At 58.8% G+C, this 15,468-nt stretch carries 14 protein-coding genes; 5 read left to right on the top strand and 9 right to left on the bottom strand.

Annotation, left to right across the window (positions count from 1 at the left end; all coding sequences use genetic code 11):
- Positions 1-120: 120 nt before the first annotated feature.
- From yidC to rpmH, 4 genes are all read right to left on the bottom strand, one after another.
- Complete coding sequence (gene yidC / locus HY010_12410; protein MBI3476527.1) at positions 121-1,977, bottom strand: membrane protein insertase YidC; 1,857 nt, start codon at positions 1,975-1,977, stop codon at positions 121-123.
- 15 nt (positions 1,978-1,992) lie between these two features.
- Positions 1,993-2,271 (bottom strand): membrane protein insertion efficiency factor YidD, encoded by a 279-nt coding sequence (gene yidD / locus HY010_12405; protein ID MBI3476526.1) that lies wholly within the window; start codon positions 2,269-2,271, stop codon positions 1,993-1,995.
- A gap of 64 nt (positions 2,272-2,335) precedes the next feature.
- On the bottom strand, positions 2,336-2,782 hold the full coding sequence (gene rnpA, locus HY010_12400; protein MBI3476525.1) for a ribonuclease P protein component: 447 nt from the start codon (positions 2,780-2,782) through the stop codon (positions 2,336-2,338).
- 54 nt (positions 2,783-2,836) lie between these two features.
- Positions 2,837-2,992, bottom strand: coding sequence for a 50S ribosomal protein L34 (gene rpmH, locus HY010_12395; GenBank protein MBI3476524.1), 156 nt, complete (start codon positions 2,990-2,992; stop codon positions 2,837-2,839).
- 159 nt (positions 2,993-3,151) lie between these two features.
- On the opposite strand from rpmH, the gene HY010_12390 reads away from it, so the two are divergent.
- The gene (locus tag HY010_12390) at positions 3,152-3,523 is read left to right on the top strand and encodes a hypothetical protein (protein ID MBI3476523.1); all 372 of its coding nucleotides are present in this window, start codon (positions 3,152-3,154) and stop codon (positions 3,521-3,523) included.
- A 9-nt stretch (positions 3,524-3,532) separates the two neighbouring features.
- Entirely contained in the window at positions 3,533-5,044 is a 1,512-nt protein-coding gene (mnmE, locus tag HY010_12385) for a tRNA uridine-5-carboxymethylaminomethyl(34) synthesis GTPase MnmE (GenBank protein MBI3476522.1), read from the top strand.
- 115 nt (positions 5,045-5,159) lie between these two features.
- On the opposite strand, the gene bla is transcribed toward mnmE, so the two are convergent.
- The 3 genes from bla to HY010_12370 all read right to left on the bottom strand — a co-directional run bounded on the left by bla (position 5,160) and on the right by HY010_12370 (position 9,328).
- Complete coding sequence (bla, locus tag HY010_12380; GenBank protein MBI3476521.1) at positions 5,160-6,035, bottom strand: subclass B3 metallo-beta-lactamase; 876 nt, start codon at positions 6,033-6,035, stop codon at positions 5,160-5,162.
- Between the two features lie 124 nt (positions 6,036-6,159).
- Entirely contained in the window at positions 6,160-8,271 is a 2,112-nt protein-coding gene (locus HY010_12375; GenBank protein MBI3476520.1) for a M28 family peptidase, read from the bottom strand.
- 64 nt (positions 8,272-8,335) lie between these two features.
- The gene (locus tag HY010_12370) at positions 8,336-9,328 is read right to left on the bottom strand and encodes a CPBP family intramembrane metalloprotease (protein MBI3476519.1); all 993 of its coding nucleotides are present in this window, start codon (positions 9,326-9,328) and stop codon (positions 8,336-8,338) included.
- A gap of 23 nt (positions 9,329-9,351) precedes the next feature.
- Between HY010_12370 and HY010_12365 the strand changes: the two genes are divergently transcribed.
- Positions 9,352-10,593: a hypothetical protein gene (locus tag HY010_12365; GenBank protein ID MBI3476518.1), complete on the top strand. Its 1,242-nt coding sequence runs from the start codon at positions 9,352-9,354 to the stop codon at positions 10,591-10,593.
- A gap of 84 nt (positions 10,594-10,677) precedes the next feature.
- Here the strand turns inward: HY010_12365 and HY010_12360 are convergent, their stop codons facing one another.
- Complete coding sequence (locus HY010_12360) at positions 10,678-12,468, bottom strand: M2 family metallopeptidase (GenBank protein ID MBI3476517.1); 1,791 nt, start codon at positions 12,466-12,468, stop codon at positions 10,678-10,680.
- A gap of 218 nt (positions 12,469-12,686) precedes the next feature.
- The gene (locus HY010_12355; GenBank protein ID MBI3476516.1) at positions 12,687-13,367 is read right to left on the bottom strand and encodes a transcriptional regulator; all 681 of its coding nucleotides are present in this window, start codon (positions 13,365-13,367) and stop codon (positions 12,687-12,689) included.
- A 130-nt stretch (positions 13,368-13,497) separates the two neighbouring features.
- Between HY010_12355 and HY010_12350 the strand changes: the two genes are divergently transcribed.
- The gene (locus HY010_12350) at positions 13,498-13,986 is read left to right on the top strand and encodes a hypothetical protein (GenBank protein ID MBI3476515.1); all 489 of its coding nucleotides are present in this window, start codon (positions 13,498-13,500) and stop codon (positions 13,984-13,986) included.
- A 117-nt stretch (positions 13,987-14,103) separates the two neighbouring features.
- On the top strand, positions 14,104-15,402 hold the full coding sequence (locus HY010_12345) for a vanadium-dependent haloperoxidase (protein MBI3476514.1): 1,299 nt from the start codon (positions 14,104-14,106) through the stop codon (positions 15,400-15,402).
- Positions 15,403-15,468: the final 66 nt, after the last annotated feature.

The raw sequence follows: 15,468 nt of genomic DNA, 5'->3' as shown, positions 1-15,468 counted from the left end.
GGCCACAGAGCTACACATCTAAACAGCCCAGCTAGAAATCTAAAGAGCCACGAACGTGACGCCACAAAGCTTAAGAGCTAGAAACAAGAAGCCAGTAGCCAGAAGCCAGTAGCTAGAAGCTTATTTCTCTTTCTTTCTCGCGCGCTTCTCCATCATCTCGCGCATTTCCCGGCCGAGTTCGGTGCGGTTCATTACGGACTGCTGCACCATGCTGATCAGGTTGCCCATCGACCAATACAGGCAGAGCCCGGCGGCCAGGTTCAAGCTGATGTAGCCGAGCATCACGGGCATGAAGAAATTCATCATCTTCTGCTGCGCGGGATCCATGCCGGCTTGCGGCGTGATGCGCTGCATGAAGAACATGGTCACAACAATGGCGATCGGCAGAATATAGTGCGGGTCGGGCGCGGACAAGTCGTGGACCCATCCCCAGGGCGCGTGGCGGAGGTCGATGGCGACACCCAGCATGCGGTAGTAGGCAAACAGGAAAGGCATCTGGATGAGCAGGGGCAAGCATCCGCCGGCGGGGTTGACGCCTTCTTTCTTGTAGAGGGCGGCGACTTCCGTGTTCATCTCTGCTTTGCGCGGATCGCGCAGGGTGTACTTCTTGTATTTTTCCTGGATCGCTTTGATCTGCGGCGCGATGCGCTGCATCTTGAGCATCGACTTCATCTGCGAGAGACGAAGCGGCAGCAGAGCCAGGTTGATGATGAGCGTTTGCAGAACGATCGCCCATCCCCAGTTGCCGATGATGTGGTCGTGCGTCCACTTGAGCCAAAGGAAAAGAGGGCGCGCGATCAGACCGAGCCAGCCGAAATCGACGATGGAGCGCAGGTCCGGGTCGGCACCAGTAATTCCGGGTGCGGGAACTTTTTCCAGAACCTGCAGTGCTTTCGGGCCGACATAGAGCCGGGCGGAGGTTGCGCCTTTCAGGCTACCGACTGCGGTTCCGAATACGTCCACTTTATCTATCTGCTTGTTGCTGGGGTCAGAGGGATTGTGAGGAATCTCGAGCGGACTGCGGAGAGTCACTAGTGCCGCGTTCTGGGGATCCTGCGGAAGGAAGACAGCGGCGAAGTACTGATCGGAGACGGCGGCCCACTGAAACGGTCCGGGAACGGTGTTGCCGCCGATGATCTTGATCGCCGGGAACAGGGACCATCCGGTGGCCAGCCGTTCTACTTTGCCGTTGTACTGATAGGCAATCTGGCTGGCGGCATAGTTGGCGCCGGTATTTTGATCGCCGAATCCTTCTGGCCACATGGGGAACGCGGAGACGACCGCGCCCTTCTGGGTGACGGAGGTCTGCACGTCGACGACATAGCTGTGATCGAACTTGAATGTCTTGTGGACGGCGATGTCGCCGTCAGAAAAGTCGAAGCTGATCTCCGCGGGAGCGCTAATGGCATGACTGGCCTGTTGAAGCCCTTTGGCATCAACACTAATCTTTGCGGACTCCTCGCCGAGCAGAATGGGTTGGGTTTGAGATTGGACAAACAGGGCAGAGTTCACCTTGTCGCGCAGTCCCCCGTCGTAGAGCCACAACGAAAGTGGGTAGCCATACTTATCGGCGGCCACTTTGTTGACGAGTTCGAGCGGTCCACCCTCGGGTTTGTCCTTGTAATCTTTCAGGACCCAGGACTTAACCATGCCGCCGCGATTGGTGAAGACAATGCGGTAGAGGTCGTTCTCAATGACGGTTTCGGATTCACCGGAGGCTTGCTTGACCGGCGTAGCTGCCGGTTTCGCGCTACCCGAGGATGCTGAGGCTGCGGCTCCGGTCGTTGATGGAGTTTGAGCCGGCGAAGTCTGTACCGTCTGCGGCTGGGTCGCTTCCGGCTTGGGCTCAGGCGGTTGCGGCGCGTATTTTTTCAGGAGCGGCTGGAACAGCATGATGACCAGGAAGGTCAGCGCAAAGACGATGAGAAGTCTGCGTTCGTTTCCGGGTTCCTGCTGCGGATTTTGAAAGTCGGCCAATAGAGTCTCTTCTTTTTACGTCGCTGGTCGTTCGTCGTTCGTCGTTTGCAGGGCGTGATGATGCCAGTGTCCGGGTTGAGAATCCGACGGGACTGGGTCGTATCCACCTTTTACAAAGGGGTGGCAGCGCAGTAATCTCGCGATCGCGATGAAACCACCACGCAGGATTCCGAACCGGTCGACGGCTTCGATGGCGTACTCGGAACAGGTCGGCACGTAGCGGCACGAGGGCGGCAGCAGCGGTGAAATCCACTGTTTGTACGAGCGCAGCGTCCAGAGTGCCAGTGTCTTCATAACTTCTTCATTCAGAAATGCAACACTCGATACCCGTCTCCCTAGATACGTTCTGTAGAGAGGTCTAGTTCTCGACTGTCTTCTTTTGGGCTGCCGTGTTCTCAGCCAGCTTGCGGGCAATCAATTCGAACGCTCGGGTCACTTCCTCGAGCAGGATCGGGAACTCGACTTTCAATACCGACTTCTTCGGGTTGATGACGATGTCGACTGGGCCCTGGAGAATCGTCCGCCGTTGCCGGACGGCGTCACGCATGCGGCGCTTGATGCGATTGCGCTGCACGGCGCCTCCGAGAACGCGACCGACGGTGAATCCGGTACGCGCATCACCCTCCGTTTGCCGCAAGTAAAAGACGGTCATGTGGGAGGAAAAATGACGGCGACCCTGCTTGTAGACGCGTTCGAAGTCGGCGTGTTTCAGCAACCGGGCGGTGCGGGGGAATGCTGCCCCGGCACTGCTTTCGGCTGGCTGGACACGTTGCTCTCCACTCCGGTTCGGAGCGTCGGTGCTCACACACTCATAATCCTGCACAAAAGACGGGCTTATTGGCCCGCGCTACGGGGGAAACTACTCGCGGAAACCCGCTTTCACGGCGACGCGTTTGCGTCCCTTGGCCCGGCGACGCGACAGGACAGCGGCTCCGCTCTTGGTCTTCATACGGGTGCGGAACCCGTGTACCTTTACGCGCTTGCGTCGGTTGGGTTGAAATGTACGTTTCGGCATGAAAAATCCTTGCTCCCTGATTGAATCAACTGCCCTAAGGCAAACGAAAAGTATAAATGACGGCACGGGCTGCGGGCAAACGGGCAACATCGTATCCGGCAAACGGTGAGCGTGGTAATCTGCCGGGCGATGCTGATCCTGCCGATCACGAGGAGCTGGATGCTGTCCCGGAGGGCGCGGCGCGTTTATACGGTTTGCGCCGTCCTGAACCTGATTTTCGTGGGGACGGTCTTCGGCACGCGGGCGGCACAGTTGTTTGCGAATGTGAACAAGCTGCCGCCGCTGACTGATGCGCTGTTTACTGTGGTCTGGATTCCGGGGATTGCAGCCACGGCGTTGTTATGGGTGGCGATGCTCTATTTCTGGTTCGGTTTTGACCAGTCGCACTGGCTGGCTCGTGCTTTCTGGTTTGTTGCTCTGTATGTCTTCTGGCCGCTCGGCGGGCCAGCGCTGTATTGCTTCTTTGTGTATCGGAGGCGCACCCGTGATGAAGGCCAAATGCCGCCTCTGAGTGTCCCCACCACTGGCTAGAATGTTGCTGTGAATCTCGACGACACAATCGTGGCGATTGCGACTCCTGCCGGGCGGGGCGGGATTGGTGTCGTCCGGCTGGCTGGTCCGGCGGCACGGGCGATTGCCGAGCCGATGCTGCGGTTGAAACATCCGCTGGAAGCGGGGCGGGCCGTATTTGGAGAATTGGTGGAACCGGAGAGATGTGGCGCGGGCGCCCTCGCCCGCGAAAATGCCGGCAGAATTACTACTTCCGCGCAGACTCTGAGTGGAGGCTCCGTTGGGGAGGTCAAGAGGGGCGGACAGCAAGGGCCACACCAACACCAACAGCAGCGGGCGGGGGCGCCCGCTCTACAAGAGCAACGGATCGATGAAGTGGTGGTTACTTACTTTGCGAAGCCGCACTCTTATACGACTGACGACATTGTTGAAATTTCAGCGCATGGGTCGCCGGTGGTGTTGCGGCATATTGTCGAGCTTTGCCTGGCTGGCGGGGCGCGATTGGCAGAGCCGGGCGAGTTCACGATGCGGGCATTTCTTAACGGGCGGCTGGACTTGACGCAGGCGGAGGCGGTCCGGGATCTGATTGATTCACAGACGCTGTTTCAGGCGAAAGTGGCGGCGCAGCAGCTGGAAGGATCGTTGTCAAAGCGCATCAAGCCGATCAAGCACACACTGGTCGGACTGATTGCGCTGCTCGAAGCGGGGATTGATTTCGCCGAGGACGATATTTCGATTGCGCCGGACGCGACCATCCTCGATCAGATTGCTGATGTGCGGCGGCCGCTGGAAGGACTGGCGGCGAGTTTTGCGTATGGACAGCTGGTGCATGAGGGGTTGACGCTGGCCATTGTGGGGCGTCCGAATGTAGGGAAGTCGAGTTTGTTCAACCGGCTGGTGGAGCGGGAACGCGCGATTGTTACGGCGCAACCGGGCACGACGCGCGACCTGGTGAGCGAGACGGTGGCAATCGGTGGAATTCCTGTGGAACTGGTGGATACGGCGGGAATCCGGCGGGCGCTGGATGAGGCGGAGAGTATCGGCATTCGCAAATCGATGGAAGCGCTGGCCGACGCAGACCTGGTGCTGGTGGTACTCGATGCGACGCAAGCGGTGTCCGAGGAAGATGGCGAGCTGTTGAAGCAGGTGGAGGGGCGGGCGGCAATCGTGGTGGAGAATAAATCGGACAAAGGCAATTCTCAGTTCCCAATTTCCGGTTCTCAGTTGGATCGCGTCCGGACTTCGGCGCTGACAGGCGATGGCATCCCAGAGCTACGCGCCGCAATCTTACGACGGGTAGGAGGAGATGCTGGTCCGCAGATTGAAAGCGGATTTCTTACCAATGTGCGGCATCAGAAACTGGTGGGCGATTCGCTGGCTGCGCTCGAAGCGGCTCGGAATGCGGTCACTGCCCGAGTGCCGCACGAAATGATGCTGCTCGATCTTTATAGTGCGCTGCGTCCGCTGGATGAGATCACCGGGGCGACGACTTCGGATGACATCCTGCATTTAATTTTTGGGACGTTTTGTATTGGGAAGTAACTGCTGGCCTGCTGCGATCTCAACTTCTAGGGGCTTTACCACGGAGGACACGAAGAGCACGGAGGAATGCTCGTCGGCTTGCTGGCCTGCGCATGCTGCGGCAGAACTATCCCCACTACTTCGCAGCTAGTTTTTGCCGGGCTAATTCTGTCTGAAAGTCTTTTTCTTTTTCAGTAACGAAGCGCTTGTAGCCTGTGGGATCGACAAAGGGATTGGCGTGTCCTTCTTTCAGGAGAGGATATTTTTCTTCCAGTCCGAAGTAGGCGCCGTGGGCGCCGAGAAAGATATCGGCTGGCAGGGATTTCAAAACTCGAAACGAGCGTTCGTAATCGGCGGCGATCTGCGGGTAGGCCGCGTTGTCGATGAGCTTGTAGCCGGTATTCACGTTGGGGCTTCCGACAATCACCACGTCATAGGTCTTTTTGTTTTCCATCACTTTCATCGTCCAGGTCGTGCAGCCCTTGGTGTGTCCGGGCGTGAGGTGGGCAACGAGAACGGTATCGCCCAACCGAACTTCGTCGCCGTCGTGGAGTATGCGATCGACCTTGGCGGGACGGTAGAGGTTGGCAGCAACGTTGCCATAGGCGAAGTCAGATTTGCCGCCGGACTCGACGACGGGCACATCGGCGTCCATCACCATGTACGTGGCGCCAGTCTTCTCTTTGAGCAGCGCGCTGCCCGCATCGTGGTCCCAGTGGGCGTGACTGATGACCAGAATCTTTGTGTCCTGGAATTTGAAGCCGAGTTTTTCGATGCTCGCCTGGATCAGGGGAACATTGGCTTCGAGATCGCTGTTGATGAGAATGTTTCCCTGCGGAGTCGTGACGAGATAGTTCGCGAGGCCCTTGCTGCCTACGTAGTACAGGTTTCCGGCGATGCGAAAGGGCGGGAACGGCTCGGTCCAATCGGGACTAGGCTGGGCAAAGGCACCATCGACTGCAAAGTAGGACGCGATCAACAAGTAAAAAACGATCAGGAAATTTCGCCGCATTGCCGGAGTATAAGGCAAAGGCCGCGTGGGGCGTGAGAGCTTGCGCCGTTGCGCCAGCACCGATTGCCAGATGTGGGGGCGAGGACGCGCCACGACATCCCGCGGGGCAGCCGGCGCTACGCGATCACTTCCATTGGATCACTTTGGCTTCGGCGCATGCTTCCAGGTAGTCCGTCACGAGGTTCAGAAGCAAAGGCCCATATTCGGCAGAGACGGCGTCGCGGATTTCTGCAGCGGTTCGCTTGCCATCCACGAAATTTACGATCTCATAGGCGTAGAGGTCGGACTGGTCTTGTGCGTTCAGTAAAGGAGTGGCTTCGCTGTTGAGGAGTTTGATCTTCCCATAGCGTTCTTTGCCGAGACGCGCGAGGAGGACGTTGTCGTTCTGATAGGTGAGAGGTCCGAAGTCTCCGATGCGCGCGGGGATGCGATGTGCGTCAGGTGATTGAAGCCAGGCGGCGGTGGGTGCTGGTCCCTTGGCTCCGCGAAGTTTCGCTCGAGCGTCGATCCAATCGTTGAATGATGTTGCTTGCGTCGCGAGAGCTTTGACGTTGTTTGCTTCAGAGCCAGCAGTTCCGCCCGCGAGATCGACTAGTGAATGCAGCGCGGCATTCTCACGGTGGAGTGACTGGTTGATGAGGTTGCGTGCTTCGTACCATGCGGCGTCGACTCCGAGATTGGGGTCATCGACAAGCTTCTGGGCGTCTTGAAAAGTTCGGGCGAGGCGAGTTTCAGAAGCGGCGGTGAGGAACGGGAGCAGCTTCGGAAGTTGTGAGGCGTCGACGCTGGCGTATACGTAGCCCGATGCTGCGCCCAACAGAGCGACACGCCGCAGCTTTGTGGGATCGATCTGCGCGAGGCTGTCGTGGTCGGTGTGAATGTAGAGGTCAGGCCAGTCGCGCAAATAGAGCGAAGGCGCGGCGATGGTGGAGGAATCGTAGTCGTCGTGATCGCTGCCCGCGGAATACGGCGTGACGTCGGCGATGAATTCGTTGCGCGTGCCTTGTTCGCTGGTGCGAGTTTCGACAACGGCGGCTTCAGGGCTCGCGGCACTCCCGGCGTAATCGGTGGCGGCGGTCCGGATCGTGTCGAGAAATGTTGCGCCGACGTCGGTCACGAAACTGGGCAGCGACCAGGGCGTGGCGGTGACGTGAAAGACAGACTTGTTGCGGAAATAGTCGCCGCCCACCATGTCCATGTGAATGTTGGCGCGGAGGCGCTGCTTGATTTCAGGATGCGTCGCGAGGAAGGCCATCGTGCCTTCGACTTCCGGTCCCCAGACGAAACGCAGCGTGCGGCGTGGACGCGGCAGAGCGCCGGATGCAATCAGGCGGGACAACACGCGCGCGGACTCGAGAATGGTGACGCATCCGCTGCCGTTGTCATTGGCGCCGGGACGCTCGTGGTCGAGGTGACAGCTGTAGACGATTTCTCCGGCAGCGGGATCCGAGCCGGGGATGGTGGCGGTGACGACGGTCCAGTGGCCGGGGCCGACCGTGGCTTTCACTTCGGCCTTCAGGGTTATTTTTTCACCGGCCTGCAATCGGGTACGCAGACATTGCGCGGTCTGGCGCGAGACCATGAACGCGAAGCCGGAAGGCTGACGCGCGTCGAGGTGTCCCCAGCGAACGAGAGTTGGATCGAGGCCGGACCAGGCGGTGGTTTGATTGGGCATGTCGCTGACGATGCCCGCAGCTCCGCGGGCGATCACAGCCATTGCCTGCACGCGAGCGAGTACGCCATCGGCGAGAACGATCTTGCCGCGCACATCTTTATCGCGGTAGTCCTCTTCGTGAGTGCCGTTGCCGACATCGACGAGGGCGGTGGTGACGTCGGCAGAGTGGCTGTAGTCGGCGAGACGAATCGGATCGGTCTTCCAATCGCCAAGTAGAAGATGCTGCGGGCTCTCCTCCCACAAGGTTCCGGCTTCCACATTCCAGCCGAGATAGGAGCGCATGAGGCCGTAAGTTTTTGTGCCGTCGATGGGGAACTGCTCACTGCGGGCGTCAGCGAGTCCGTACTCGCGCGCTTTTTGCAGGACGAATTGCGCGGCCTGATCGAAATCTGTGGTTGCCGGAACGCGATGCAGGGTGGTCAGGTAGCGAAGATTCTCGTAAGGGGCGGCGCCGCTCGACTCGTTGCGAACCGCGGTCCAATGTGTGGTGGAGAGGAATGGCTCCTGGGCGACGGCGATTCCGGTAACGCAGAGCAGGACGAGGAAGCGAAGGCTAGGCATGGCGAAGAGAGGATAGCATCGCGGAGTGTTCGAATTTTGAGTGCCGCCGACCTTCTATATTCTGTCAGTGCTCGGCGGCGTACTTTACTTCCGGATACATCCGGTCGAACGCCACCCACAAAGCGACGATCACGGCGAAGACGAGCAGACTGCCTTCGGGGCCGACGGAGCCTCCGGTGAGCCAGGCGGGGCCGTGGAAGGATGAGTTGAGCAGATGGCCGGGCATCATGCCGCCGCTGTCGGGGACGGAATAAAAATAGCTCTCGCCCCAATCCCACGACATGTGAAAACCGACGGCCCACCAGAGGTCGCCAGTGCGGCGCAGGGTGAGGCAGAAGAAAAATCCGATGAGGGCGGCGGCGACGAGTCCGGCTTTGCTTTCGCCGGGGTTCGAACTATGGACAGCGCCGAAGGCTACCGACAGTAGCGCGGCCGCTGGCCAGAAATGCATTCCCTGAGAGAACACCCACTGCGAGTAGCCGCGAAAGAGGAAGTCCTCAAAGAAACCAACGAGCAGAAAGAAGATCAAGTAGTAGATCCCGTATTTCGCGATCTGCGATCCGTGGATGGAAAGGGTTCCGAAACTGAAAGCTCCGGAGAGGCGAAGGGCGATCATCAGCACGCTGAGCGAGACGAATCCCCAGAGAGTGCCGATCCAAAAATTACGGCGAAAGGCATTTTGTTTAGGCAGGCCGAAGGTGCCGAAGGGACGCTTCTCGATGAGCGCCATCACGAAGGCGGGAAGGATGACGGCGAGCATGATCGCGGCTTCCGAGACGAGTCCCCACCAGATCGAGGCGTCATGCGCACGGTGGACAAAATGCGAGATCGCGCCGACTACTCCTACGAGGATTCCGCCGAGAAGAAGGTAGATCAACCAGCGCGTGCCGGGGTACATGCCGTGGGGGCCGACAAAAATTGCGAACAGAGGATTCTCTCTTCGCGCCAGAACAATAAATTGCGGAACTGGCGGCGGAGGCGAGTCGACGATTGCGGTCTGCGCGGGCTCGGGCGCTGGTGGCGGGGAAGGGTGCGTATCCATGATGGTCCCGGACATGGTAAAACACTCGGTCTCCCTTCATGCGGCGATTTTTTCAATCCGGTGCGATTGGCAGGCCACAATTTGTGGCGGCTGCGCTGCTGGGCGTGTGTTTGTTGCAGTGTTTGTGGCTGGTGGCAGCGCAGGCGCGACTTGATAAGGAGTCGGGGTCGGGGCAGGCGGTACGAATCCACATGGGCGCGCAACAATGGATAGACGGCGTGGTGGCAGGCACGCCGGGATCGCAGCTCTCGAACGCGGCAACGGGCGGGTCATCGGGCGAACATGTGCGCGAGCGTGATGGATATGACTCGGACCGCTCACCGCTGTACTACCTGATTGCGGGAGGGCCGTTTCTGCTGCGTCTGGCTTCGGGGCCGATCGGGCCACCGCAATGGCAGGTGCTGGCGGCGGTTCCCTATCTGTTTTTTGGCGTGATGCTGGGCGGATCCCTCTGGTATGTTGCGCGCCGGCTATATGGCAACGGGGGCGGATACATCGCGCTGATGCTCTATTGCTTTTCGCCGGCGATCATCGTGGGAGTGGCGGGATCGCAGAGCCTGGGTGAGATGGGCGGAGTGTGGGGCGGATTCGGAGCGATATGGACCGGGATCGCGGTCGCACACACGCTGTATGCTCCGCGCGAAGTGGTGTTGTGGAACTGGCGGCGTATTTTGCTGATGGGACTATCGCTGGCGCTTGCGGCAGGACATCAGTTCTCTCTCGGAGTGCTGGCGTTGCTCGCACTGTTGCTGATGCTATGGGTCGCTCCGGTGCGGCGACAGGCAGTGCTCGTCATCTGGGGCGCGGCGTGTGCTGTGGCCGGAGCGATCGTGTTCGCCGCGTACTTCTTTCATCCAACATTGTTCTGGCAGGGCATTGTGCATGCGCGCTGGCTGGATTTCAATCCTCGGGCGCTCGCCGCTCCAGTGTCGTACCGGCACGCCGTGGAGACGATCTTTCGGGGCAGCCCTCCGATGCTCTTACTACTGCCGGTGGCGCTCGGAGTATTTGCGGGATGGAAACGGGCACGCTACTTTGGCAACATCGCTCCGTTGGGAATTGCGGTGGTGTTGCTGGTGATGGGCATGGCCGCGCCCAGCTTTCCGGGCGAGGGATTTCAACTGGCGGCACTGGTGTTTCTGTTTGTGTTTGTCGCGGGCGTATTCGCCGACTTGCTGGAAACGCGGCAAGGTGCGGTGGTGACAGCGTCACTGGCCGGATTGTTGATCGCATCCGCGGCGTGGAATGTGCTGGCGCTGGCCCGGGCGTTCCGCTCGTGATGGAATCCGACCGCAGGCCCTAAAGGGCAATCTATCTGAAACGGGGAGCGGCACGAGTAAACTCGTGCCCTCCCGTTTGTGTTGTTACCAACCTAATTTCTTTCCCTTGTTCTGTTCGTCCAACCACTTCTTCAGCGGAGCGAAGTATTCGAGGAGTGCTCCAGCATCGGTCTGACGTTCGCCAGTGAGTGCTTCCAGAGCTTCGGGCCAGGGCCTGCTTTGGCCCATTTCGAGCATCTTGTTGAATTTCGCTCCGGCTGGCTTGGATCCGTAGAAGGTGCATTTGTGGAGCGGGCCGTTGTATCCGGACTCGCGGCACAAGGCGCGGTAGAACTGGAATTCCAGAATGTGGGCGAGGAAGTAGCGCGTGTACGGTGTGTTCGAGGCGACGTGATATTTCGCGCCGGGATCGAAGTTGGCTTCGCTGCGCGGCGTGGGCGGCGCAACGCCTTGATACTTCAGGCGGAGGTCCCACCAGCCTTTGTTGTAGTCGGCGGGCTTGATCTCGCCAGAGAAAACTTTCCAGCGCCATTGGTCGATCAACAGGCCGAAGGGCAGGAAGGCGACGCGATCGAGCGCCTGCTTCAGGAGTTCCGGGATATCGTTCGTGCCTTGAGGGACATTTTCGAGAAGGCCGACTTTGTGGAGATACTCGGGAGTGATCGCCAAAGCGATGGCATCGCCGATCGCTTCGTGGAAGCCGTCGTTGGCCCCGTTCTGAAATAGCGGCGGCTGATTCTTGTAGGCACGCTGGTAGAAGTTATGGCCGAGTTCGTGGTGGATGACGACGAAGTCATCGCCATGGACCTGGATGCACATTTTGATTCGCAGATCGTCTTTGCTGTCGATGTCCCACGCGCTGGCGTGGCAGATGACGTCCCGGTCGGCGGGTTTTACGAAGAGGGAACGCTCCCAGAAAGTGGGCGGAAGTTTTTCGAAGCCCAGAGAAGTGAAGAAGCCTTCGCCATACTTCACCATGCCTTTGGCGTCGACATTTTTCTTCTTGAGGAGTTCGGTGACATCGACGCCCTTCTCTTCTTTCACTCCCGTGAGGTCATAGACGTTGCCCCACTCCTGCGCCCAGATGTTGCCGAGCAGATGAGCGGGGATCGGGCCATCGGGCGGGACCACGTTCGGTCCGTATTTTTCCACCAGCTTCGCACGAATGAATGTGTGCAGAGACAAATACAGCGGGCGGACCTGGTTCCACAAGCGCTCGAGGTCGGCGGAGAACTCATCGGGAGGCATGTCGTATCCGGCGCGCCAGAGTGCGCCGACGTCTTTGAATCCCATCTCGCGAGCGCCTTGATTGGAGAGATCGACGAAGCGGGAATAACGGGTCCGCATGGGCGGAGAAATGGAGTGCCAGCCGGTCCACATTTCTTTCAGCTCCTCGGGATCGCGGCTGTGCGCCATGATGCGCTCGATGGCGGTGATGTCGAGGCACTCGCCATTCTTGCGGCAATACTTTCCTTTACCGTAGTCGGAATCGAGCGCGACCCCGATGGTGGTCATCTCTTTGCGAAGCGCGGGATCGTTCGGCGCAGGGGCGGTCAACGACAGTTTGAGCAATAGGAATTTGCGGGCGAGATCGGGCGGCATGTTCAGGCCGTCGAAACGCTTGCTCTGCTCGACGAGGGTAGTGATGAGAGCAGTGGCCTCATCGATTGCGCCCGCAGCCATGGCCTCCGTGTCGGAAGTGATGAAGTTTTCCTGCACCCAGGTGGCGCGCTGCACCTTTTCGGACGTTTCGGCAAATTGCGCTTCAGCCTTGCTCATGAATTCCTGAGCTTCCGCGAGGGTGGGTGGAGTGGATTGGGAATATGCGTTCATAGTAAGGACTGCAAGTAAGAGTAATAGACCGAGGGACTTCATAAGGCCTCCAAAGAACCAATAATTATGACGGACGAGCGCGGGAGTTGTCAGCGAGCGGGAGGCGCAGTGGGGTGAGAAATTCTCGAACCTCAGCGGAACAGACCGTCGCATCTCGATCATCAAAGTGGACTTTGGAATACGTGATCCCGCCGAGAGTCGCCCAATGCAGATCGCTACCGATCTAACTTGGCAGAACTACTGAGCCAGCAGAGCAACTGTTAGTGTTGAGTTCTAACGAAGTGGGCCATCGGGCTCCACATGAACCACCTGGGGAGTCCGCGCGCCAGTTCGCGTGGGCCGTCCAGAACGATTTCTCCCCGACGAACGGCCGCTTGATAATCGATATCACCTAACCAAACGCGGTAGAGCAGAGAAACATCCGCTCGCAGGATCAAGTCCGAATCAAAACCCGGAGGTTTCAAACAAACTGAGACCTCTCGTTGACTCAGGATAAGCCACAGCCTTCGCCCTTTTCGCCCGGTGAGATCAAACTGGACAACAGTGCGTCCGAGTGGGAGTTCCGGGCGATCAATGCGCTGATGGATCTTCCAGAGCAAGAGCGCGGGGTCCAGTTCCTCGGCGGTAGGCTCGGTGAAAGCCCATTTGACTCCCCATGCGCCTAAGTGTTCGATCACGTCCCTGAGATCGATCCCCGCTTCGGTGAGAAGGTACTCGGTGAAGTTTGGCCGGCCACCTGCGCGCCGTTCAACGACACCGCCATCCTCAAGGTGCCGAAGTCGAGACACGAGAAGCGAGCGCGAGATTCCAGGCAACCCGCGCTGAATCTCGTTAAAGTGACGGCTGCCTGCCAGCAGTTCCCTCATGATTAATGGGGTCCAGCGGTCAGCAAAGATTTCAGCAGCGCGAGCGACTGGGCAATACTGATGGTATTTGGCCATAAGGAATGTTCCTCCAACTGCAACCAGTCGATCTAGTCCGAAAATCGGACTGGGTTAGTCCGATTCTAGGACTATCAGCGCTATTTGCAGAGGGGTACCGTTGCCCCAGTTCATTTCCTTGGAGGATGTCGTGAAACCAATTTCGCATGTAATTAAGCGCAACATGATCTTTGCTGCAACCCTAGCCTGCCTGATTTGGGCAGGTTCAAACTCAGCCTTTGCGGTTCCGCCCACCCAGGTGGCGCGACTCCTGACGAACCCGACAGTTACAGCTACTTGCTGTGTCCCGATCGGCCCCACGGTCTCGGTGACCGAGCCGAGCGTTATCGTTCCTGTGATTGTGACCTGGAGCGTCGACTACGAAGTTTCGGCTGAATCCGCCTTCAACCTGAGTGTAAACGGAGGCCCATGTTTGTTCTTCGGCGCTGGCGACGCGCCTTTTGTCAACTTTAAAGGCGGCACTGGTCTTTTGAGCACGACCTATCAATGGCTCGTCCTCCCCGCCGATGGGGTGCTCGTCAAGGGCAAGAACACATTTACCGTATGCGAGGGCGGCATTGGTGGGCCGACGACTATGTTCTTCAGCTTCAGGACGCTATCCGTGCAGATCGGAAAGTAGTGGTCGCGTCGAATCATGGGGCGACAGGACCGGATCTTTCTTCTGGAGCACGTCCGGTTCCTGCATCGCCTACCCGATCATTAACATTGCTCGACCTACTCGGAGGAGGTAATTCCTATGATGGAAAAGAATTGGGGCACAATGGGCTCGCGAAACAGACGAGGAATTGTTGGATTGGTGGCATTGAGCGGAGTGATCCTGTATAGCGCGATCATTGCCCGAGCCGACACGGTTCTCGACTGGAACATTACTGCGTTGAATACGACTGCTGCGGCAGCATTCAACCCGCCAGTCGAGTCGCGCAATCTAGCGATGGTTCATGCTGGAATGTTTGACGCAGTGAACTCGATCACCGACGAGTTCCTTCCGTATGCTGTCAAGCTCAGCGCTCCTAAGGGAGCATCGCCTGACGCTGCCGCAGCGGCAGCAGCGCACTTCGCGCTCCTCAAGCTCTACCCCGACCAACAAGTAGCGTTGGACACCGCTTTTGCGGCGTCTCTTGCATTGATCCCTGACGGGCCAGCGAAGACCGACGGCATTGCGGTCGGCGAAGCAGTCGCGGCCCAGATCCTAGCGAAGCGCGCTACCGATGGCGCAGAAGAGGCGATTGTCGCACCGTACACGCCCGGTTCCCAGCCTGGCGACTGGAATCCGACGCCACCGCAATTTCGCGCCGCGCTCGATCCTGGCTGGGGAACGGTCCAACCGTTCTTCCTCCGAAAAGGCTCGCAGTTCCGGCCCGACCCGCCTCCGTCTTTGAGGGGTCCTCGCTACACGCACGACTTCAATGAGATTAAAGACATTGGATCCGCTACGAGCGCCACGCGTACTCAGGACCAAACGGATCTCGCTCGTTTCTGGGTATCGACCGCCCCGCAAATATGGAACCCTGCTGCACGCCAGGTGGCTGCGGCGCACGGTCTTACGCTATCCCAAAACGCGCGCGCGTTCGCCCTTCTGAACCTGACCGGAGCGGACGCATTCATTGCATCGTGGGATGCAAAGTTTGCTTATAGCCAGTGGCGTCCCGTGACGGCCATCCGAGCCGCAGATTCCGACGGGAACCCCAATACGGTCGCGGACCCGGAGTGGACACCACTTCTAGGCACGCCGCCATTTCCCGATTACATTGCGGGCCATACGACGTATGCAGGGGCGGCGGAGGAGGTGCTTGAGCACGTGTTCGGGCGGCGTCCGGGTGTAGTCATGAAACTCGCCAGCGCTACAGCGCCCGGTGTCATTGAGACCTACACCACTTTCGAAGACATTGCTGACGGCGTGGTCGATGCTCGCGTGTTCGGCGGCATTCACTGGCGAACGTCCACCTTGCGCGGAAAACGTGTGGGTGAAGAGGTCGGGGCCTTCGCAGTTCGCCATTTCCTCAAGCCAAAGGGAAACCACTGTCATGACAAATAGTGATTGCCCGGCGTCTCAAAATGTTCTTACGGTTGGCAGGCGAAAAGCGATAACGTTCCCTACTTG

The sequence above is a fragment of the Acidobacteriota bacterium genome (assembly GCA_016196065.1).
In the GTDB taxonomy this organism is placed as follows: Bacteria; Acidobacteriota; Terriglobia; order Terriglobales; family Acidobacteriaceae; genus Acidiflorens.
Note: the sequence above shows the minus strand (reverse complement) of the source record. Positions and strands in the feature narration are given on the sequence as shown.

Coding starts and splice junctions, on each gene's coding strand:
- yidD (MBI3476526.1), bottom strand. CDS start 2,271: ATGAAGACACTGGCACTCTGGACGCTGCGCTCGTACAAACAGTGGATT.
- rpmH (MBI3476524.1), bottom strand. CDS start 2,992: ATGCCGAAACGTACATTTCAACCCAACCGACGCAAGCGCGTAAAGGTA.
- HY010_12390 (MBI3476523.1), top strand. CDS start 3,152: ATGCTGTCCCGGAGGGCGCGGCGCGTTTATACGGTTTGCGCCGTCCTG.
- bla (MBI3476521.1), bottom strand. CDS start 6,035: ATGCGGCGAAATTTCCTGATCGTTTTTTACTTGTTGATCGCGTCCTAC.
- HY010_12375 (MBI3476520.1), bottom strand. CDS start 8,271: ATGCCTAGCCTTCGCTTCCTCGTCCTGCTCTGCGTTACCGGAATCGCC.
- HY010_12370 (MBI3476519.1), bottom strand. CDS start 9,328: ATGTCCGGGACCATCATGGATACGCACCCTTCCCCGCCACCAGCGCCC.
- HY010_12365 (MBI3476518.1), top strand. CDS start 9,352: ATGCGGCGATTTTTTCAATCCGGTGCGATTGGCAGGCCACAATTTGTG.
- HY010_12360 (MBI3476517.1), bottom strand. CDS start 12,468: ATGAAGTCCCTCGGTCTATTACTCTTACTTGCAGTCCTTACTATGAAC.
- HY010_12355 (MBI3476516.1), bottom strand. CDS start 13,367: ATGGCCAAATACCATCAGTATTGCCCAGTCGCTCGCGCTGCTGAAATC.
- HY010_12345 (MBI3476514.1), top strand. CDS start 14,104: ATGATGGAAAAGAATTGGGGCACAATGGGCTCGCGAAACAGACGAGGA.